The organism is Aeromonas sp. S41-2, from assembly GCF_027705845.1.
Lineage (GTDB): Bacteria > Pseudomonadota > Gammaproteobacteria > Enterobacterales > Aeromonadaceae > Aeromonas > Aeromonas hydrophila.
Genome location: NZ_JAPDCG010000002.1, coordinates 378174 through 398485, shown reverse-complemented (window position 1 = coordinate 398485; position 20312 = coordinate 378174). Strand labels below are relative to the sequence as shown.

Genomic DNA, 20312 nt, shown 5'->3' with positions numbered 1-20312 from the left:
TCTTAAGCGCGATACTGCTTGATCAATTCAATAAAGTGGTCGAACAGACCGGCACAGTCGTGCGGGCCCGGGCTCGCTTCGGGGTGACCCTGGAAGCTGAAAGCCGGCCGGTCGGTGCGATGGATGCCCTGCAGTGACCCGTCGAACAGGGAGACATGGGTCGCGCGCAGGCAAGCCGGCAGGGTCTGCTCGTCCACCGCAAAACCGTGGTTCTGGGCGGTGATCATGACGGTGTTGTCGTCCAGGCTCTTCACCGGGTGGTTGGCACCGTGGTGGCCGAACTTCATCTTGATGGTCTTGGCGCCGGAGGCCAGACCCAGCAGCTGGTGACCCAGGCAGATGCCGAACACCGGGATATTGGTCTTGAGGAAGGCCTCGATGGCCTCGATGGCGTAGTCACACGGCTCGGGGTCACCAGGGCCGTTGGAGAGGAAGATGCCATCGGGGTTCAGCGCCAGTACCTCGGCAGCCGGGGTCTTGGCCGGCACCACGGTCAGGCGGCAGCCGCGGTCCACCAGCATGCGCAGGATGTTGCGCTTGACGCCAAAGTCATAGGCTACAACGTGGTATTTGAGCTGGTCGGCAGCCGGGGTGACGTGCCCCTTGCCAAGCTGCCAGCTCCCTTCGGTCCAGTTGTACGCCTCGCCAACCGTGACCTCTTTGGCCAGGTCCATCCCCTTCAGGCCGGGGAAGGCGCGGGCCTGTTCGAGGGCATAGGCTTCATCTATCTGTTTACCCGCCAGGATGCAGCCGGCCTGGGCGCCTTTCTCGCGCAGGATGCGGGTCAGTTTGCGGGTGTCGATGTCGGCGATGCCAACGATGTTGTGAGACTTGAGGTATTCGGAGAGGGATTGCTGATTGCGGAAATTGGAGGCAAGTATCGGAAGGTCCCGGATGATCAATCCCTGCGCGTGGATTTGACTGGACTCTTCATCTTCGCTGTTGGTGCCGGTGTTGCCTATATGGGGGTAAGTGAGGGTGACTATCTGACGGGAATAAGAGGGATCGGTGAGGATTTCCTGATAGCCCGTCATCGACGTATTGAAAACCACTTCACCAACGGAACATCCCTCGGCGCCTATCGACACGCCTTTGAACACAGTTCCATCTTCCAGCACTAGCAATGCAGTGTGATTCAAGACAACCTCCAGTTATTTAGCTTTAAATTCAGCAATTTACCTGGGTGTTGCGGGCTCGGTTCCGGCCTTGGACAGGACTCGAACCCGGCAGATTTCTGGCAAATTGGGCGCATTCTACTTAAAAACGATCGCATTTCAACGTCTTTTCTCATCTGAAATGCATCTAAATTCAATAAACAAGCAACATTACCCATTATCTATGCACTCACTCGCTTTGCAACCCCCACCCTGAAAAGAAAAGGCAAAAGTTGCTATCAATCCAGACCAAGAGGCCAACATTGACACAAAAACCAATTTTTAATCCTTAAAAAACAATACAATGAAGTTTCATATAAAAAATCTTAATGCCTGCAAACAGCTTTTTTAGGGAGGATGAGTGGCCTTTAAAAATGGAAAACGTTTTTCTGTGTTTGAATTTTTAGTCTGTTTTAATGGATGTAAAAAAATGCCCTGACAGGGGCTATTGAGGCCCAATTTCGTTACCAGCCGATGACATTTGTGCAATGGCAGATCCGGCGCAGCAGCAGAGAGGAAGGATTTATGCCATTTCGCCTGAAAATCGCTGCGTAAGCGGCATTTATACAAAATCACCAATAAAAAACCCCGCATGAGCGGGGTTTTTAACAGATGAACGGGCCGGGCAGCCTCTTCGTGCGCACCACGGGGCCCCTGTTGTCAGCTGATCTGGTTACTTGAGGCCGAGCACGTCCTGCATGTCATAGAGGCCGGCACCCTGCCCCTTGAGCCACTTGCCGGCGCGCACCGCACCATTGGCGAAGGTGAGGCGGCTGGAGGCCTTGTGGCTGATCTCCACCCGCTCGCCGATGTCGGCGAACATGACGGTGTGCTCCCCCACCAGATCGCCGGCGCGAATGGTGGCAAAGCCGATGGTGTTGCGATCCCGCTCGCCGGTGATCCCCTCGCGGCCGTAGACGGCGCACTCTTTCAAGTCACGTCCGAGCGTCTTGGCCACCACCTCGCCCATGGAGAGCGCGGTGCCGGACGGTGCATCCACCTTGTGTCTGTGGTGCCCCTCGATGATCTCGATGTCGGTGTAATCCCCCATCACCTTGGCGGCCTGCTCCAGCAGCTTGAACACCAGGTTGACGCCGACCGAGTAGTTGGAGGCGAAGACGATGCCGATCTCGCCGGCGGCGGCCTTGAGCGCCGCCTTGCCCGCGTCGTCAAAGCCGGTGGTACCGATCACCATCTGCTTGTGGTGGGCCCGGGCGAAGGCCAGGTTGGCCAGGGTCACCTCGGGGCGGGTGAAGTCGATGATGAGATCAAACTCGTCCCGTACCTTGTCCAGGCTGTCGCTGATGATGACGCCGAGCCGACCCAGCCCGTTGAGTTCGCCGGCATCCAGCCCGATCACGGCGGAGCCCGGTCGCTCCAGCGCCGCCCCGACCATCACGCCTTCGGCATGGCTGATCGCCTCCAGCAGCACCTTGCCCATACGACCATTACAGCCCATCACGGCCACACGGATCGGATTGTCCATCTCCACCCTCTCATCTCTATTAAGGAAAGAGACCGTTTTACCAGCCTGCGCCCGCTTTGAAAAGCCCGCCGTGGCCGCCGTTAGCCACCCGAAAATTCAACAACATATCTCTTTAAATCCGAATATTTAACGGATTTAATCAATTAAGCAAAATCACCAGACAAAAAGCAGTATCCATCTGGACGGCTATCTTGACCCGGCGGGCATGACTCACTACTGTAGACGCCCCATAGCGGCAGGATGCCCGCCACGCTCACCCCACTGCGGGCTGGCTGAGACAGGGAGGTCATGTTCAACCATCGAGGAACACATGATCCAGACTCAACCCAGCGCCAGAGCCCTGCTGCCTCTGCTGGTCTTTCTTGCTCTCTTTATCGGTACCGGCACCTGGCTGACCCTGCAGGGGGTCGAGTTCGCCTTCTATCAGCTGCCCGCCCCCGTCGCCGCCCTCCCCGCCGTCATGCTGGCGCTGGTGCTGGGCAAGGAGGGGTTCAACAAGAACCTCGAGACCTTCTTCAAGGGGGTCGGTGACAGCAACATCATGGCGATGTGCCTCATCTATCTGCTGGCGGGTGCCTTCGCCACCGTGGCCAAGGCCACCGGCGGGGTGGATGCCACGGTCGCGCTCGGCCTCTCCCTCATCCCCGGCTGGTTCCTGCTGCCGGGGCTGTTCCTCATCTCCGCCTTCATCGCCACCGCCATGGGTACCTCCATGGGGACCATTGGCGCCGTGGCACCGGTGGCGCTCGGTGTGGCCCAGGCTGCCGGCATCGATCCGGTGCTGATGGCCGGTACCATCCTCTCCGGCGCCATGTTTGGTGACAACCTCTCCATCATCTCCGACACCACCATTGCGGCCACCCGCAGCCAGGGCTGCGAGATGAAGGACAAGTTTCGCGAGAACTTCAAGATTGCCGCCCCGGCCGCCATCGGGGTGATCTTGCTCTATCTGACCCTGGGATCGGTCGGGGATGCTCCCGCTACCGAGGCCCATGTCGAGCTGCTCAAGGTGATGCCCTACCTGCTGATCCTGGTGCTGGCCCTCTCCGGCATGAACGTCTTCATGGTGCTGGGGCTCGGCATTCTGGCGGCCGGCGGGGTCGGCCTGCTGGGAGATTACCCCCTCGGCCAGTTCAGCAAGGACATCTATCAGGGCTTCACCGGCATGCAGGAGATCTTCCTGCTCTCCATGCTGATCGGCGGCCTTGGCGCCCTGATGGAGCGCCAGGGGGGGCTAGCCTGGATAAGCGCCCGCATCAGCGCCCTCATCGCCCGCTTCACCCGTCAGCATGACGGCGAGCAGAACGAGAAGGCGGCCGAACTCGGCATCGCCGGGGTGGTGAGCCTCACCAACCTCTGCACCGCCAACAACACGGTGGCCATCATAGTCGCCAGCAAGGTGGCGAAGGAGCTGGCGGATCACCACGGGGTCACCCCGCGCCGCGCCGCCTCCATGCTCGACATCTTCTCCTGCGTGGTGCAGGGGCTCATCCCCTGGGGTGCCCAGGCACTGCTGCTGGGCTCCATCTTCGCCCTCTCGCCGCTGGCGGTGGTGAGCATGAGCTTCTACCCCATGGCGCTGGCGCTGGCTGCCCTGGTGGCGGTGTTCGTCAAGCACCAGATGCGCAAAGCCGCCCACGCCTGATAGTGCGGCCGCCGGGTCCCCGAGGATCCGGCGGCCGAGCCGCGCTGTTCAACCCGGCGCGGCCTTGTTAAGGTGATCGCCTGTCAGCGCGATCCGCTCGTCGCCCCCCGCCCGTTCATCAGAGGAGCCCCCATGCCGGATACCCAGCCTGAAAGACAATCCCTGCGCCAGCTCATCCGCCAGCGCAGAAAGAGCCTGACCCAGGCCGAGCAGCAGCAGGCGGCCCAGCAGCTGGTTGCCCAGTTCAAGCAGCATCCCGAGATCCTGGCGGCCAGACGCATCGCCCTCTATCTGGCCAACGACGGTGAGCTCAACCCCCTGCCCGCCATCCACTGGCTGTGGGCCCAGCAAAAAGAGGTCTACCTGCCGGTGCTGCACCCCTTTACCCCGGGCCACCTGCTCTTCTTGCGCTACACCGCCACCAGCCCCATGACCCGCAACCGTTACGGCATCGCCGAACCGGAACTCAACATGCAGCAGGTGGTGCCCCACAGCACCCTCGATCTGATTTGCACGCCGCTGGTGGCATTCGATGCGGCGGGCAACCGGCTCGGCATGGGCGGCGGCTACTACGATCGTACCCTCGCCTGCTGGCATGAACATCGGCTCGGCCCCAAGCCGCTGGGGCTCGCCCACGACTGCCAGCAGGTGGACGCGGTGCCGCAGGAGGAGTGGGACGTTCCGCTGCCCCAGATCATCACCCCCAGCCGCTGCTGGCACTTTCCCGGCTAGGACCATCGGCCCCCTCTGCCGCGATCGTCACGCCCTGCTGCCACAGCCATGGTGCGATGACATGGCACAATAAACAGGCAAACGATTTACATCTTGCGAGTTTTTGGCCCGGAACGTGAGCTGGGTGGTCGCTCTAGGGGGGCGGCTTGGATATAATGCGGCCGCTTTTTTCCAAAGGATCGATCATGACTCAAGATGAAATGAAGAAGGCGGCCGGTTGGGCTGCGCTCAAGTATGTGGTTCCCGGCACCATCGTCGGGGTAGGCACCGGCTCTACCGTCAACCACTTCATCGATGCACTGGCGACCATGAAGGACGAGATCAAGGGGGCGGTATCCAGCTCCGTGGCCTCCACCGAACGCCTCAAGGGCTTCGGCATCACAGTGTATGACCTCAACGAGATCGACGCCCTCTCCGTCTACGTGGACGGTGCCGACGAGATCAACGGCACCCGCGACATGATCAAGGGCGGCGGCGCAGCCCTCACCCGCGAGAAGATCGTCGCCGCCGTGGCCGACAAGTTCATCTGCATCATCGACAACACCAAGACGGTCGACGTGCTCGGCATCTTCCCGCTGCCGGTGGAAGTGATCCCCATGGCCCGCGAATACGTGGCCCGCGAGATCAGAAAACTCGGCGGCAACCCGGTCTGGCGTGAAGGGGTGGTCACCGACAACGGCAACCACATCCTGGACGTGAAAGGCATGGCCATCACCGACGCCAAGGGGCTGGAAGTACAGCTCAATGCCATCGTCGGCACCGTCACCAACGGTCTGTTCGCCCACCGTGGTGCTGACGTGGTGCTGATCGGCACCCCGGACGGCGTGGTCATCAACTGACCCCGTTCAACGGTGGTGGTCCCCGACCATAGCCCCGCAATGCAAGACGGCGCCCCATGGCGCCGTTTTTATTGGTTGCTCAATGAGTTGCAAACCCTCGTTTACAACTATCGTTGAAAACTTCAAAGAATTTGACTTTCGTCACAAATATTCCCTCTCCCAAACGTTTTTGCTACTTTACGGTTTTCTTCACACACCATATCTGCACTCACTTTTGCAAACATAGAGGGATCGTCATGACTGCCAAGTTTTCACTGGACAAGGATAAAATCAAGGTACTGCTGTTGGAGGGGGTTCACCCCAACACGGTGGAAACCTTTCGTGCCGCAGGCTACACCAGTGTGGAGTATCTGAAGACCTCTCTCTCCGAAGAAGATCTGATCGAGCGCATTCGTGACGTGCATTTCGTGGGGCTGCGCTCGCGCACCCAGATCACCGAGAAGGTGCTGGATGCCGCCAACAAGCTGGTGGCCATCGGCTGCTTCTGCATCGGCACCAACCAGGTCGAGCTCGACGCCGCCCATCTGCGCGGCATCCCTGTGTTCAACGCCCCCTTCTCCAACACCCGCTCGGTGGCTGAACTGGTGCTGGGCGAGATCCTGCTGCTGCTGCGCGGCATCCCGGAGAAGAACGCCAAGTGCCATCGCGGTGTGTGGGAAAAGCTGGCCAACCGTTCAGTGGAAGCCCGTGGCAAGAAGCTCGGCATCATCGGCTACGGCCACATCGGCACCCAGCTCGGCATCATCGCCGAGAGCATCGGCATGAAGGTCTACTACTACGACATCGAGAACAAGCTCTCGCTCGGCAACGCCATCCAGGTGCCGAGCATGGTCGAGCTGCTCAACATGTCAGACGTCATCAGCCTGCACGTGCCTGAGACCGCCTCCACCAAGGATCTGATCGGTGCCGAGCAACTGCGCATGATGAAACCGGGCGCCATCTTCATCAACGCCTCCCGCGGTACCGTGGTGGATATCGATGCCCTGGCCGACGTCATCAAGAGCGGTCACATCTCCGGCGCCGCCATCGACGTCTTCCCCAGCGAGCCCAAGTCCAATGACGAGGAGTTCCTCACCCCGCTGCGCGGGCTGGACAACGTGATCCTGACCCCCCACATCGGCGGCTCCACCCAGGAAGCCCAGGAGAACATCGGGCTGGAAGTGGCCAACAAGCTGGTCAAATACTCGGACAACGGCTCCACCCTCTCCGCCGTCAACTTCCCCGAGGTCTCCCTGCCCGGCCACAAGGGCTCCAGCCGCCTGCTGCACATTCACCGCAACCAGCCCGGCGTGATGAACCAGATCAACCAGATCTTCGCCGACGAGGGGATCAACATCGCCGGTCAATACCTGCAGACCAGCAGCCACATCGGCTACGTGGTGATCGACGTCGAGACCGAGCACAGCGAGAAAGCGCTGGCAAAGCTCAAGGAGATCGGCGGCACCATTCGTGCCCGTATTCTGCACTGATTGGCCTGCAGAGCCGCCCAGCAAAAAGCCCGTCGTGATGACGGGCTTTTTTATGCTGCGATGCTAAGCGCACATCCGCATCCTTGCTCTTTTGCCCCTTCTCCCCTCGCGGGAGAAGGGATGAGGGGGAGAAGAGACCTCCCTCACCCAGTCATCTCCCAAAGGAAAGAGCAATGACGCGAGAGAAAATGCGGCCTGACTTACCACCAACCCAGCAGGTTGCGGCCAACCAAAGCGCCCCACACCAGGGCGTTCAGGGCCAGCGCGATAAAGACGGCGGCGGAGCCCAGATCCTTGGCGCGACCGGAGAGCTCATGATGTTCGGAGCCGATGCGATCCACCACCGCTTCGACCGCGGAGTTGAGCACCTCGACGATCACCACCAGCCAGCTGATACAGACCAGCAGCAGGATTTGCTCGAGGGTATCGCCGATCCAGAACGCCAGCGGCATCAACAGCAGGATCAGCATCAGCTCCTGCCGGAAAGCGGCCTCGTTGATCCAGGCTGACTTGAGCCCCTTCATGCTGTAACCGGTTGCATTGATGATGCGGGTGACCCCGGTTGCCCCTGGCTTTGCCACGCTATCTACCTCATTTGGAATCGTTTTGGGGCTCACATCCTATCAGAGCCCCTCGAGGTTTCCATCAGGGGTTTTTTGCTTTATTTTATCCCTTTGCCTCTTCGGCACTCAGTCATTGCTACTGCCCACGCCACCCATTTCGAGAATCGAGTCGTATGTCCATTCACACCGATGAATTGCGCACCCGTCGCCTGGAGTCCCTGATCACTCCCAGCGAACTGGCGCACGCCTTCCCGTTAAGCGACACCGTTGCCCAGAATCTGCTGGATGCCCGCCGCGAAGTGGAAGCGATCCTGGCCGGTGAGGATCAGCGCCTGCTGGTCATCGTCGGTCCCTGCTCCATTCACGATCCGGCCGCCGCCCACGAGTACGCCCTGCGCCTCAATGCCCTGCGTGAGCAGTATAAAGAGAGCCTGTGCATCGTGATGCGCACCTATTTCGAGAAGCCGCGCACCATCGTCGGCTGGAAAGGCCTCATCAATGATCCGCGCCTCGATGGCAGCTTCGACGTCAACGAAGGGCTGAAACTGGCCCGCAAGCTGCTGGTGGACATCAACGCCCTCGGCATGCCCACCGCCACCGAGTTCCTCGACATGGTGACCGGCCAGTACATCAGCGATCTCATCACCTGGGGCGCCATCGGCGCGCGCACCACCGAATCCCAGGTGCACCGCGAGATGGCCTCCGCCCTCTCCTGCCCGGTCGGCTTCAAAAACGGCACCGACGGCAACACCCGCATTGCCATCGACGCGGTGCGCGCCGCCCGTCACAGCCACATCTTCTATTCCCCGGACAAGGACGGCAAGATGACCATCTACCGTACCGCCGGCAACCCCTATGGCCACGTGATCCTGCGCGGCGGTCACCGCCCCAACTACGATACCGCCAGCATCGATGAAGCGTGCGAAGCGCTGGCCGACGTCGGCCTGCCCGAGCGGCTGGTGGTGGATTTCAGTCACGGCAACAGCATGAAGGATCACCGTCGCCAGCTGCTGGTAGCGCAGGACATCTGCGATCAGCTGCGCCGCGGCCGCACCGGCATCGCCGGCATCATGGCCGAGAGCTTCCTGGTGGAAGGGCGGCAGGATGTGGAGAACGGCTGCGCCGTCACTTTCGGCCAGAGCATCACCGATGCCTGTCTCTCCTGGAGCGACACCGAAACCCTGCTGGCCATGCTGGCCGAGGCCGCCCAGGTGCGCCTTGCCAAGCAGCAGGGCTGAGTGCGGATGACAAACGCCGACTGGCGGATAGTGCCTCTCGACGAGACGCTGCTGGCGCAGTGGGCAACCCTGCGCCAGCAGTTGTGGCCGCACCACGAAATGGCGGCCCATCTGCAGGAAGGGGCCGAGCTGCTGACCGCAGCCCATCTCAACGCCTTTCTGGTGCTGGATGCGCAGAGCCAGGCGGTGGCCTTTGCCGATGCCGCCCTGCGCCGCGATTACGTGAACGGCTGCGAGAGCAGCCCTGTGGTCTATCTGGAAGGGGTCTATGTGCAGCCGGCTTCACGCCGGCGCGGGTTGGCCCAGGCCTTGATCGCCCGGGTGGCCCAGTGGGGCCGCGAGCTGGGTTGTCGCGAGCTGGCCTCCGATGCCGCCATCGACAACCTCGCCTCCCAGCAGCTGCACCAGCGACTCGGCTTTGCCGAAACAGAGCGGGTCGTCTTCTTCAAAAAGGCCCTCGGCTGACGCCAGGGCCTTGCTTGTCTCTCACAGGCTCGGCATAAACCAGACCCGGCCGCCCGCCTCGATGCGATCGGTCTTTATCTGAAACACCTGCGCCAGCAGCGCCTCGTCCACCAGCTCGACGCCCCCCTCCCGCACCACCCGTCCCTGTTGCAGACAGAGCAGGCGATCGGCCCAGTCGATGGCCAGGTTGATGTCGTGGATGGCGAGCACCACCAGCAACCCCTGCCCGGCCAGCTGCTTGAGCAGCCGTAGCAGCGCCAGCTGATGATGCAGATCCAGCCCCGCCAGCGGTTCGTCCAGCAGCAATACCCGCCCGTCCGGATTGAGGCTCGGCCACACCTGCAGCAGGGTGCGGGCAATCAGCACCCGCTGCTGCTCCCCGCCAGACAGCCGGCTGAAGTCTCGCGCCAGCAAGGCTTCCAGCTCCAGCGCCTGACACAGCGCCTGAATCGCCTCGTTCTGTCTGCTCGCAGGTTGAGCCTCATCGAGCACCAGGCTCAGCACCTGAAACACCGGGATATGGAACAGCTGGGGCTGGCGCTGGGGCAGCATGGCGCGCCGCTGTGCCAGCGCCGGCCAGCTCAAGTCCGCCAGCGACGCCCCGCCGATGCGCACCTCCCCTTGCCCCGGCAAGAGGCCGGCCAGGGCGCCGAGCAGGGTCGACTTGCCGCTGCCGTTGGGGCCGAGCAGGGCCACCAGCTGGCCCCCCTGCCAGGCAAGGTCGAGAGGGGCGAGCCGGTTGGCGACGGCCAGGGCGCGGGCCGCCAGCAAGGGAGGCTGACCCCCGAGGTGATCAGGTGCTGGCATGGGCATCTTGCCTCAACAACAGATAGATGAAGAGCGGAGCGCCGACCGAGGCGGTGATGACCCCGATGGGCAGCTCCCCCGCCTGCAGGGCGGAGCGGGCAATGAGATCGGCCGCCAGCAGCAGGGCGCCGCCCCCCAGCGCCGAGGCGGGCAGCAGAAAGCGCTGATCGCTGCCGCCACAGAGCCGCAGCAGATGGGGCACCACCAGCCCGACAAAGCCGATGACGCCGCACAGCGCCACCGCCATCCCGGTGAGCAGGCATACCGCCAGCACCAGCCGCACCCGCATCTTGTCCACATCGAGCCCCATCAGGCGGGCCTGGGTCTCTCCCAGCAGCAGTTGCTGCAGTGCTTTGCCCTGCCAGCCAAGCCAGCCGAGGGCGAGCGGGAACAGCAGCCACCACCAGGCCAGTTGCTGGCTGCCGTAGGCCAGGCTGCCCATCATCCAGAACATGAATTCACGCAAGGAGCCGTCATCGGCAAAGTACATCAGCCAGGTCATGGCGGCGTTGGTGAGGATGCCGATGGCGACCCCGAACAGCAGCAGCCGGGCATGGCCGAGCCGGGCCCGGCGCGCCAGCCGAATGAGCAGCATGGTCACCAGCAGGGCGCCGCCGAAGGCCGCCAGCGACAACCCCCAGCCCGGCAGATAGACGCCGAGGGCCTTGGCCACCGCCATCGCCACCATGGCGGCCAGTCCCGCCCCGCTCGAGACGCCGAGCAGGCCGGGTTCGGCCACCGGGTTGTGCAGCATCACCTGCAGCACGGCGCCACCGCAGGCGAGCGCCGCCCCCGCCAGCAGGGCCAGCAGGGCGCGCGGCAGGCGCAGCTCCAGCAGGATGCGCTGCTCGAGATCCCCCAGCGGCTGCCAGGGCAACAAGACGAATTCGCCCCAGGCGAGGGAGCAGAGGAACAGTGCCAGGGTCAGCAGCAGCAGGCCGAGCAACCAGCGCCGCTGCCAGCGCTGCTGGCGGGCGAGCAAAGAGAGATACACAGAGGCTCTCCGAAGGTGAGAAGGAGCCAGCGCCAGAGCTTGTCGAGCAGCTGGCGCGAGTCATGAAAAACGCATGATAACAGCGTGTTACTACCCGAGGTCAAGGCTGGTAAGGCTTGGCGAGGGCGGCAATTTCGCCGCTTGCCACCAGCTCCTGCAGCGCCAGTGCCAGCGGTTGCTGCAGCGCCTGATGGGGGGAGTGCTTGCTCATGCCCAGATAGAGCACCACAGGTTGCGGCGGCTGGTAGGCCGCCTTGAGCAGGCCGGCCTCGTTGTCCTGGCTCAAGGCGTAGTCCACCTGGCAGTCGGTGCCGATCATCAGCGGCAGGTGACCGCGCTGCACCATGCGCAGCAGCTGATCCTCGGTGGGCACCCCGTGCTTGTCGAGCCGGTTGTCGGCATCAAAGGGGGCAAAATAGGCCGAATTGAGCACATAGCCCACCTTCTTCCCCTGCAGGTCGGCGTAGGTGCGCAGGGTCGATACCGCCGCCGCCTTGCCGTAGAAGGCCGGCCGGCACTGATAGTAGGCCGGCTGCAGATAATCGATGAAGGCCGCCCGCTCCGCCGTCATCGCCAAGCCTATCATGAGGTCCACCTGGCCGGTCTGCATCTGCTTGAGCGCCCGCCCCCAGGGCACCCGTTTTACCTCGAAGCGGATGCCGCTGCGGCGCTGCAACTGCTGCAAGATGTCCATGTCCAGTCCGCCGAAGCGGCCGTCCGGCTGCACGATCCGAAACGGCGGCCAGACATCGGTGGCCACCGTCAGGGTCGGCGCCCCATGCACCAGGCAGGCAAACAGCAGACCAAGCACACCCCAGCTTGTCTTGCCCATCCCGTACAACCCTCTGTGACTTCATCCTTGATGGATTAAAAATACCCTGCCGCCCCACTTATGAAAACCCGTGGTTCGGAGATAAAATGCGATTGATTTTAAAGGAGAACCTAATGAACCCTATCTTTACCAGCATCGGCCTGCTGCTGTGCAGCAACGTCTTCATGACCTTCGCCTGGTATGCCCACCTCAAGAGCATGAATCACAAACCCTGGATCATCGCCGCCCTGGTGAGCTGGGGCATAGCGCTGTTCGAATACCTGCTGCAAGTGCCCGCCAACCGCATCGGCCACACCGTGCTCTCCGTCGGCCAGCTCAAGATCCTGCAGGAGGTGATCACCCTCACCGTGTTCGTCCCCTTCTCCATCTTCTATCTGAAAGAGGATCTGAAATGGGATTACCTGTGGGCCGGCCTGTGCATCCTGGGCGCAGTGTTTTTTGTCTTTCGCGAGAAACTCACCGGCGCCTGACGCTGTACACTCAATGACATTCGATGTAATTGCATCTGCTTGATAGACGAGGCAAAACCAATGGAATTGCGAGACATGCTACAGATCCTGGCCAAGCAGGATGGCTCCGACCTCTATCTGTCGACCGGCGCCCCCCCTTGCGCCAAGTTCAACGGCGGCCTGCGTCCGCTCAGTGAAACGCCGCTCGAGCCCGGCGAGGTGGCCAGAATAGCCGACGCCATCATGGACGGCGAGCAAAAGCAGCAGTTCGAGCGGGAGCTGGAGATGAACCTCGCCATCTCGCTGCCCCAGATCGGCCGCTTTCGGATCAACATCTTCAAGCAGCGCAACGAAGTGTCGCTGGTGGCGCGCAACATCAAGACCGAGATCCCCCGCTTCGAGGATCTGAAACTGCCCCCCGTGCTGCTCGACACCATCATGGAGAAGCGCGGCCTGGTACTGTTCGTCGGCGGTACCGGCTCGGGCAAGTCCACTTCGCTCGCAGCCCTCATCGACCATCGCAACCGCAACAGCGGCGGCCACATCATCACCATCGAGGATCCGGTGGAGTTCGTGCACCGTCACCGCAAGAGCATCATCAACCAGCGCGAGGTGGGGGTGGACACCCGCAGCTTCCACGCTGCCCTCAAGAACACCCTGCGCCAGGCGCCGGACGTGATCCTCATCGGCGAGATTCGCGATCGCGAGACCATGGAGCATGCGCTGGCCTTCTCCGAAACCGGCCACCTGGCCATCTCCACCCTGCACGCCAACAACGCCAACCAGGCGCTGGATCGCATCATCAACTTCTTCCCGGAAGAGCGCCGCCCCCAGCTGCTCAACGACCTTGGCAACAACCTCAAGGCGTTTGTCTCCCAGCGGCTGGTCAAAACCAGCGACGGTGGCCGCCGGGCGGCGGTGGAGATCATGCTGGGCACCCACACCATTCGCGACATGATCAAACGCGGCGAATTTGGCGGCCTCAAGGAGGTGATGGAGAAATCCAAGGCCCTCGGCATGGTCACCTTCGACAGCGCCCTGTTCGATCTGGTGGTAGAGGGGGTGATCGACGAGGAGGAGGCGGTGAAGAACGCCGACTCGGCCAACAACCTGCGCCTCAAGATCAAGCTGTGGAAGGAGAAGGGCCAGATCGCGAGCAGCAGCGATGCCACCGGCTGGAGCCTCGAGCCCACCAAGGACGAGAAAGACGATCTGTTCTGACCTCGCCCGCCTCTGACGGCGCCTGCAAACACCCGCTTCGGCGGGTGTTTGCACAAGAAACGCCCGCATCTGACCGCCCTTCAAGGCCACCGCCTTCCCCGCCAGCCCAGCGCCGCCGTGACATCTGGTGAACTATCGCGCCATCTGCGACAGATTTTGTCATCACAAATGACAAAACCATCACTTCACCAAAAAACCGTGTGAGAAGTGTGAGTGAAAGCACTTTCATACTGGCTTCAAAGGAGGCAGTATCAAGGGGTTCTATCAATAAAGGGGTATTCAATGTTGTTACAACCTGCCAATACAGCACAGTCCAGACAGTTGCTGAACGAGACCATGGCCTTGGTTCTCGCAGGAGGGCGGGGCAGTCGCCTCAAACAGTTGACGGACAACAGGGCGAAACCGGCAGTGCATTTCGGCGGCAAGTTCCGCATCATCGACTTCGTACTCTCCAACTGCATCAACTCCGGCATTCGCCGGGTCGGGGTGGTGACCCAATACAAATCCCACAGCCTACTGCGCCACCTGCAGTCCGGCTGGTCCTTTCTGCGCTACCAGATGAACGAGTTCATCGACCTGCTGCCCGCCCAACAACGGGTGGACGAGGTCAACTGGTATCGCGGCACCGCCGATGCGGTCTACCAGAATCTGGACATCATTCGCGATCACGGCCCCAAGTATGTGGTGGTGCTGGCGGGGGATCACATCTACAAGATGGATTACGCCGCCATGCTGCTCGATCACGTCAACATGGGGGCCAGGGTGACGGTGGCCTGCATCGAGGTGCCGCGGGATGAGGCGAGCGCCTTCGGGGTGATGGCGGTGGATGGGGATCGCAAGATCAATGCCTTCGTCGAGAAACCCGCCAATCCGCCCGCCATGCCGGGCAAGCCCGACACCGCGCTGGCCTCCATGGGGGTCTACATCTTCGAGGCCGACTACCTCTACCAGTTGCTGGAAGAGGATCTCGCCAACCCGGCCTCCCACCACGATTTCGGCATGGACGTGATCCCGCGGGTGGTGCAAGAGGGCACCGCCTACGCCCACCCGTTCAGCATGTCCTGCGTCGGCTGCTGCCCGCAAAAGCGCCCCTACTGGCGCGATGTGGGCACGGTGGATTCGTTCTGGGAGGCCAACATGGATCTCGCCTCCGTCACCCCGGAGCTCGACATCTACGATCAGGACTGGCCCATCTGGACCAGCCAGAACATGACCCCGCCCGCCAAGTTCGTGCAGGACAGAAACGGCCAGCACGGCATGACCATCAACTCCATGTTTGCCGGCGGCACCATCGTCAGCGGCTCCTTCATCGTGAGCTCGGTGCTGTTTACCAATGTGCGGGTCGACTCCTTCTGCACCCTGGATCAGGCGGTGATCTTCCCCGGGGTCGAGATAGGCCCGGGCTGCCGGCTGCGCCGGGTGGTGATTGACAAGGGCTGCAAGCTGCCGGAAGGGCTGGTGGTGGGGGAAAACGCCTGCGAGGATGCCCGCCGCTTCTACCGCTCCGAGCAGGGCATAGTGCTGGTCACCAAGGAGATGCTGGCCAGATTGTGAGGCCGAACAGTCATAGCAGAGGGAGTCATAGAGGCTCCCTTTTTACATTTGCTTACCGCTCGCCCCTTGCCTGACAGGTTGCCGGGCATGCTACTCTGCGCTCGGCCCTGCCTTCGTCTCACCATGGAATCGCATATGAAAAAACTGGATGTTGCCCGCCTTGCCAGCCTCGCCGACGAGGCCGCCCACTCCCCGCGCCTGCGCATGAACCACAATCTGCATCAGGAGCTGGCCGACCCCATCCAGCGCCTGGCCATCGCCATGGAGCCGGGTACCTATATCCGCCCCCATCGCCACCTGCAGACCTGGGAGCTGCTTACCGCACTGCAAGGCCGCTTCGTGGTGCTCAACTTCGATGACGAGGGCACCGTCACTGCCCGCGCCGTGCTGGGGGAGACGACCTCGGTGCTAGAGACCCCCATCGCCAGCTGGCACGCGGTGCTCTCTCTGGATCCCGGCGCCGTCATCTTCGAGGTGAAACACGGCCCCTACGCTCCTTTCCGGGAAGAGGACTTCGCCCCCTGGTCACCGGCGGTGGACGACATCGCCGGCCAGCAGGCATTGATGGCCTGGTATCGCCACGCCGAAGTGGGCCAGCGCTGGCCGGGGCGCTGACCTGCCCCCGCCTACCCAAACCGGCGAACACGCACCAATAAAAAAGACCCGCCAGTGGCGGGTCTTTTTGATATCTGAATGCGGGGGTTCGGGCGTGAGCTCAGCCTTTTTGCACCAGACCAATCTGGCCCGGCTCGCACCACTCGAACATCACCTCCTGGCTCTTGCCGCAGCAGGAGCCACCGCACACCTGGGTCTCCCGCTTGGCGACCCGCCCCTTGCGCATCCAGACGCCGAGCATGGCCTCCACCGCATCTTCCGAGGTGTGGAAGTGGCGGGCCAGCTCGCGCCGGCTCACCTTCTGCTGCGCGGCGAGGTACTCCCCCAGCTCGCGCAGGATCACAGGGTCACCACCTTGCGGGCGACGATGTCGCCGTGCCGACGGCCGGCCCACCAGAGCAGCAGCAGCGAGCCGCCGTAGCTCGCCACCCAGAACAGGCTCTGCTCGGGGTGCGCGGCAAAGGTGGCCAGCTGATAGAAGACGGTGGCGCACATGAAGGCCATGTAGTTGCACCAGGCGGCGGTCAGCAGGGCCCACTGACGGCCGGTTTCCCGCACCAGGGCGCCCATGGCGGCGGCGCAGGGCATGTAAAGCAGCACGAACAAGAGGTAGGCGAAGGCACCGGCCGCCCCGTCGAAGTGGCTCTGCATGTTGCCGTAGGTGGAGACGTCCACCTCCTGCGCCTCGGCGGCGGCTTTCTGGTCATCCAGGTTGCCCACCGCCAGCCCCATGGGGTCGGTCGGGTCGATGTCGGCCAGATTGGTGGCGACCGCGGCGATCGCCTCCTGGAAGCTGTTCACCAGGGAGAACTCGCTCGCCTCCTCTTCCCCGTCACCGCTGCCGGCGTAGAGGCTGTTGAGGGTACCGACCACCGCCTCTTTGGCGAAGATGCCGGTGACGATGCCGACCGTGGCCTGCCAGTTGTCATCGCGCACGCCGATGGGGTGCAGCACCGGGGTCACCGCCTGGCTGATTTTGCTCAGCACCGAGCTCTCCTGATCCTGGTGACCGAAGCTGCCGTCGGTGCCGAGCGAGTTGAGCACGCTCAGCACGGCGACCACCAGCACGATGGTTTTACCGGCGCCGAACACGAAGGATTTGAGCTTCTGCCAGGTCTTGATGCCGACGTTGACCGGGCGCGGCCACTCGTAGTCCGGCATCTCCATCAGCATGGAGTCGCTCTTGCCAGGCAGCAGGGTGCTGCGCAGCAACAGGCCGGTGAGCACGGCCACCAGAATGCCGATGAGGTAGAGACCGAACACCAGGTTCTGGCCGGATTCGGGGAAGAAGGCCACCGCGAACAGGGCGTACACCGGCAGACGGGCACCGCACGACATGAAGGGGGCCATGGCCGAGGTCATCAGCCGCTCGCGCTCGGAGTTGAGGGTGCGGGTCGCCATCACCGAGGGCACGGTGCAGCCAAAGCCCATCAGCATGGGGACGAACGCCTTGCCTGGCAGGCCGAGGCGACGCATCAGGGCATCCACCACAAAGGCGGCGCGGGCCAGGTAGCCGGAGCTCTCCAGCACCGCCAGGAACAGATAGAGGCAGCCGATCACCGGAATGAAGGTGGCGACGGTCTGCAAGCCCACCCCGAAGCCGTCCGCCAGGATGGCCCCCAGCCAGTCCGGTGCATGGACCAGCCCCAGCAGGTAGTGCACCCCGTCGACAAACAGGGCGCCGCCCATGATGTCGAAGAAGTCGATGAAAGCGCTGCCCACCTTGATGGCGAACATGAACATCAGGTACATCACCAGCAGGAAGAAGGGGATGCCGAACCAGCGGTTGAGCAGCACCCGATCGAGCCGCTCGCTCTGGGCGGCGGTGAGCTTGCCCTTCTGCTGGCACGCCTGGGCGGCCCACTGGTGGATGTGGCCGTAGCGGATGTCCGCCAGTTGCAGGTCCACATCCTGCCCGTGGTGGGCGCGGGCCACCACGTTGGCGGCAGCGGCCTGCTGACCGGGCTGCAGGGTCTCCTGCATCACCGCATCCTCTTCCAGCAGGCGCAAAGCGCGGCCACGGGTGGTGAGGTGGTGCGGGGCGAGCAGGGTTTCGAGCTCCGCCAGATCTTTTTCCAGCTCGCTACCGTAGTCCAGCAACAGCGCCGGCTGCGGCTGGCCGATGAACTGCTGGATCTGGTTCTTGAAGGCGGCGACCTGCTGGCGGTTGTGGGCCGAGAGGGCCACCACCGGGCAGCCGAGGGTGTTGGCGAGCTTGCTCTCGTCGATGGTGATGCGCCGCTTTTGCAGAATGTCCATCTTGTTGAGCACCACCACCATGGGCAGCCCCAGCTCGCGCAGTTGCAGCGTGAGGTAGAGGGAGCGCTCCAGGTTGGCGGCGTCGATGACGTTGAGCAGCAGATCCGGCTGCTGGCCCTCCACGAAGCGGCTGGCGATCTGCTCGTCCAGGCTCCCCTCCTGGTTGGCCAGGCTGTAGATGCCGGGCAGGTCCATCAGTTTGTAGGCGTGGCCCTGGGCACTGAATTCGCCCATCTTCTTGTCGACGGTGACGCCGCTCCAGTTGCCCACCTGCTGGCGGGCCCCGGTCAGGGCGTTGAACAGGGAGGTCTTGCCGCTATTGGGGTTGCCGACGGTTACCAGGGAGTAGTTCATACCGGTTCAACCTCGATAGTGCTTTGACCAAGACGATTGTTTTGTGAGGTGTGTTTCATACCGGTTCGACCTCGATTTGCTGGGCCAGACTTTTTTGCATGGAGAGGCAGATCCCCTGACACTGGATCTGCAGCGGATCCCCGAGCGGGGCCGCGCGCAAGTAGATGACTTCAGTCTGGGGCAACAAGCCCATCACCATCAGCTTGCGCCGCAGGGGACGGGTCAATTGATTCATGTTCTTGATGCGAGCACTCTGTCCCGGTGACAACTGCGCGAGTACCATGACTGACTCCTGAAGTTAAACAATAATAATTCTCTTTTACTTGGGGCATTATAATCCGTGTTTTCAACGCTTATTTGAGTAAAATCAAACTCCGCTTAGCTAACCCACAAATAACTGCCATGAGTCACGACAACAACAGCCGCCTGGTTTACAGCACGGACGGCGGCATCATCAAAGAACAGAGCCAGCCGCAATCCGCCTCCCCCTTCCCCACCGACGGGGTGGTACGCATCCGCCGCGAAACCAAGGGGCGCAAGGGCGCCGGGGTCATCACCATCCACGGCGTCCCGGCCGAACAGCAAAAGAGCATCGCCACCCTGCTCAAGAAAAAGTGCGGCACCGGCGGCGGCCTGAAAGAGGGGGTGATCGAGATCCAGGGGGATAAACGGGATCTGATCAAGGCCGAGCTCGAGAAGGCCGGTTTCAGCGTCAAGCTGGTGGGCGGCTGATCCCCGCGCCGCCCGGCTTGCGTCACTTTCGCTTTTTCCCTAGAATGCCCGCTCCCATCGAGGGGGAGTAGTCTCGCCAGCCGGCCCCAAACCGGTTCGCGACCCTGATCAACATACTTGGTGCCAACTCACCATGGTCAGGGTGATCCACGCCAGCCGCGGATTTGACAAGACCTTTGACGGGCCAGTGCCAATACCGGGGACGGATGGCGCAGGCTTGTCTCAGGTATAACAATTCCGTCCCCCGGTCATTTTTATGGAAGCCTTGTTAACCTCAACCCTCAGCGTGGCCATCGCCGAAATCGGCGACAAGACCCAGCTGCTGGCGCTGTTGCTCATCTGTCGTTTTCGCAAGCCCTGGCCCATCATCGCCGGCATGCTGGCAGCCACCCTGCTCAATCACGCCGGCGCCGCCTGGCTTGGCGAGTTCATCAGTCGCTGGCTCGATCCCAAGGTGATGACCTACCTGGTGGCCGGTGCCTTCATCGCCATGGCCGCCTGGATCCTGGTGCCGGACAAGATGGACGACGAGGAGAGCCCGCTCGACAAATACGGCCCCTTCATGGCCACCTTCGTGCTGTTCTTCATCGCCGAGATCGGCGACAAGACCCAGATCGCCACCGTGCTGCTGGCGGCCAAGTATGACTCGCTGACCCAGGTCATCACCGGCACCACCCTCGGCATGATGCTGGCCAACGTGCCGGTGGTGCTGCTTGGCAAGCTGGGGGCCGATCGCCTGCCGCTCAAGGGGATCCGCATCGCCTGCGCCATCCTGTTCGTGGGCCTCGGGGTGAGCACCCTGCTGTTCGCCTGACCCGGCCGGATCAGAAGGTGGCGAGGCAAGGGTGAGCACTTGCCAACGCCGCTCCCGCGCCCATGTCGTGTCCTTGCAAGCAAGCCCCGC

21 protein-coding genes are annotated in these 20312 nt (G+C 62.4%); 12 read left to right on the top strand and 9 right to left on the bottom strand.

Annotated elements, in window-relative coordinates; all coding sequences use genetic code 11:
- Nucleotides 1–2: 2 nt before the first annotated feature.
- The gene (carA, locus tag OKC44_RS06365; protein ID WP_215783764.1) at nt 3–1139 is read right to left on the bottom strand and encodes a glutamine-hydrolyzing carbamoyl-phosphate synthase small subunit; all 1137 of its coding nucleotides are present in this window, start codon (nt 1137–1139) and stop codon (nt 3–5) included.
- A gap of 688 nt (nt 1140–1827) precedes the next feature.
- On the bottom strand, nt 1828–2640 hold the full coding sequence (gene dapB / locus OKC44_RS06360) for a 4-hydroxy-tetrahydrodipicolinate reductase (RefSeq protein WP_270811621.1): 813 nt from the start codon (nt 2638–2640) through the stop codon (nt 1828–1830).
- A gap of 310 nt (nt 2641–2950) precedes the next feature.
- Here dapB and OKC44_RS06355 point away from each other — a divergent pair, with 310 nt between their 5' ends.
- From OKC44_RS06355 to serA, 4 genes are all read left to right on the top strand, one after another.
- The gene (locus OKC44_RS06355) at nt 2951–4285 is read left to right on the top strand and encodes a Na+/H+ antiporter NhaC family protein (RefSeq protein ID WP_016351189.1); all 1335 of its coding nucleotides are present in this window, start codon (nt 2951–2953) and stop codon (nt 4283–4285) included.
- Nucleotides 4286–4417: 132 nt separating this feature from the next.
- Nucleotides 4418–5017 carry a 5-formyltetrahydrofolate cyclo-ligase gene (locus OKC44_RS06350; RefSeq protein WP_270811620.1) on the top strand — a complete coding sequence of 200 codons (600 nt, stop codon included), beginning with the start codon at nt 4418–4420 and terminating at the stop codon, nt 5015–5017.
- A 185-nt stretch (nt 5018–5202) separates the two neighbouring features.
- On the top strand, nt 5203–5856 hold the full coding sequence (rpiA, locus tag OKC44_RS06345) for a ribose-5-phosphate isomerase RpiA (protein ID WP_270811619.1): 654 nt from the start codon (nt 5203–5205) through the stop codon (nt 5854–5856).
- 236 nt (nt 5857–6092) lie between these two features.
- Nucleotides 6093–7325 carry a phosphoglycerate dehydrogenase gene (gene serA, locus OKC44_RS06340; RefSeq protein WP_024946386.1) on the top strand — a complete coding sequence of 411 codons (1233 nt, stop codon included), beginning with the start codon at nt 6093–6095 and terminating at the stop codon, nt 7323–7325.
- Nucleotides 7326–7525: 200 nt separating this feature from the next.
- Here the strand turns inward: serA and OKC44_RS06335 are convergent, their stop codons facing one another.
- Complete coding sequence (locus OKC44_RS06335) at nt 7526–7906, bottom strand: diacylglycerol kinase (RefSeq protein ID WP_011706544.1); 381 nt, start codon at nt 7904–7906, stop codon at nt 7526–7528.
- Nucleotides 7907–8061: 155 nt separating this feature from the next.
- Between OKC44_RS06335 and OKC44_RS06330 the strand changes: the two genes are divergently transcribed.
- The gene (locus OKC44_RS06330) at nt 8062–9126 is read left to right on the top strand and encodes a 3-deoxy-7-phosphoheptulonate synthase (RefSeq protein ID WP_011706545.1); all 1065 of its coding nucleotides are present in this window, start codon (nt 8062–8064) and stop codon (nt 9124–9126) included.
- A 6-nt stretch (nt 9127–9132) separates the two neighbouring features.
- The gene (aac(6'), locus tag OKC44_RS06325) at nt 9133–9591 is read left to right on the top strand and encodes an aminoglycoside 6'-N-acetyltransferase (protein ID WP_139389996.1); all 459 of its coding nucleotides are present in this window, start codon (nt 9133–9135) and stop codon (nt 9589–9591) included.
- 21 nt (nt 9592–9612) lie between these two features.
- Here aac(6') and OKC44_RS06320 read toward each other — a convergent pair whose 3' ends face one another.
- The 3 genes from OKC44_RS06320 to OKC44_RS06310 form a co-directional block, all read right to left on the bottom strand.
- Complete coding sequence (locus tag OKC44_RS06320) at nt 9613–10398, bottom strand: ATP-binding cassette domain-containing protein (protein ID WP_270811606.1); 786 nt, start codon at nt 10396–10398, stop codon at nt 9613–9615.
- Nucleotides 10385–11392 carry a vitamin B12 ABC transporter permease BtuC gene (btuC, locus tag OKC44_RS06315; RefSeq protein ID WP_103828718.1) on the bottom strand — a complete coding sequence of 336 codons (1008 nt, stop codon included), beginning with the start codon at nt 11390–11392 and terminating at the stop codon, nt 10385–10387. Before btuC ends, OKC44_RS06320 begins: the two co-directional genes overlap by 14 nt.
- 100 nt (nt 11393–11492) lie before the next feature.
- Nucleotides 11493–12224 carry a substrate-binding periplasmic protein gene (locus OKC44_RS06310; protein WP_029300033.1) on the bottom strand — a complete coding sequence of 244 codons (732 nt, stop codon included), beginning with the start codon at nt 12222–12224 and terminating at the stop codon, nt 11493–11495.
- Nucleotides 12225–12337: 113 nt separating this feature from the next.
- Here OKC44_RS06310 and OKC44_RS06305 point away from each other — a divergent pair, with 113 nt between their 5' ends.
- The 4 genes from OKC44_RS06305 to OKC44_RS06290 all read left to right on the top strand — a co-directional run bounded on the left by OKC44_RS06305 (nt 12338) and on the right by OKC44_RS06290 (nt 16063).
- Complete coding sequence (locus tag OKC44_RS06305) at nt 12338–12694, top strand: DMT family protein (protein ID WP_005302630.1); 357 nt, start codon at nt 12338–12340, stop codon at nt 12692–12694.
- A 60-nt stretch (nt 12695–12754) separates the two neighbouring features.
- Nucleotides 12755–13894, top strand: coding sequence for a type IVa pilus ATPase TapW (gene tapW, locus OKC44_RS06300; protein ID WP_011706550.1), 1140 nt, complete (start codon nt 12755–12757; stop codon nt 13892–13894).
- Between the two features lie 282 nt (nt 13895–14176).
- Nucleotides 14177–15448, top strand: coding sequence for a glucose-1-phosphate adenylyltransferase (glgC, locus tag OKC44_RS06295; protein WP_011706551.1), 1272 nt, complete (start codon nt 14177–14179; stop codon nt 15446–15448).
- 135 nt (nt 15449–15583) lie between these two features.
- Entirely contained in the window at nt 15584–16063 is a 480-nt protein-coding gene (locus OKC44_RS06290) for a WbuC family cupin fold metalloprotein (protein WP_270811603.1), read from the top strand.
- Nucleotides 16064–16163: 100 nt separating this feature from the next.
- Here OKC44_RS06290 and OKC44_RS06285 read toward each other — a convergent pair whose 3' ends face one another.
- From OKC44_RS06285 to OKC44_RS06275, 3 genes are read right to left on the bottom strand one after another with little or no spacing between them, the layout of a single operon-like run.
- The gene (locus OKC44_RS06285; RefSeq protein WP_011706553.1) at nt 16164–16406 is read right to left on the bottom strand and encodes a FeoC-like transcriptional regulator; all 243 of its coding nucleotides are present in this window, start codon (nt 16404–16406) and stop codon (nt 16164–16166) included.
- The gene (gene feoB / locus OKC44_RS06280) at nt 16403–18676 is read right to left on the bottom strand and encodes a Fe(2+) transporter permease subunit FeoB (protein WP_270811601.1); all 2274 of its coding nucleotides are present in this window, start codon (nt 18674–18676) and stop codon (nt 16403–16405) included. Before feoB ends, OKC44_RS06285 begins: the two co-directional genes overlap by 4 nt.
- A gap of 55 nt (nt 18677–18731) precedes the next feature.
- A complete protein-coding gene (locus OKC44_RS06275; RefSeq protein WP_005302641.1) occupies nt 18732–18959 on the bottom strand; it encodes a FeoA family protein in 228 nt (75 codons plus the stop codon).
- Nucleotides 18960–19078: 119 nt separating this feature from the next.
- Here OKC44_RS06275 and OKC44_RS06270 point away from each other — a divergent pair, with 119 nt between their 5' ends.
- Together OKC44_RS06270 and OKC44_RS06265 are read left to right on the top strand one after the other, a co-directional pair.
- Entirely contained in the window at nt 19079–19408 is a 330-nt protein-coding gene (locus tag OKC44_RS06270; RefSeq protein ID WP_005302642.1) for a translation initiation factor, read from the top strand.
- A 256-nt stretch (nt 19409–19664) separates the two neighbouring features.
- The gene (locus OKC44_RS06265) at nt 19665–20222 is read left to right on the top strand and encodes a TMEM165/GDT1 family protein (RefSeq protein WP_010633534.1); all 558 of its coding nucleotides are present in this window, start codon (nt 19665–19667) and stop codon (nt 20220–20222) included.
- Nucleotides 20223–20312: the final 90 nt, after the last annotated feature.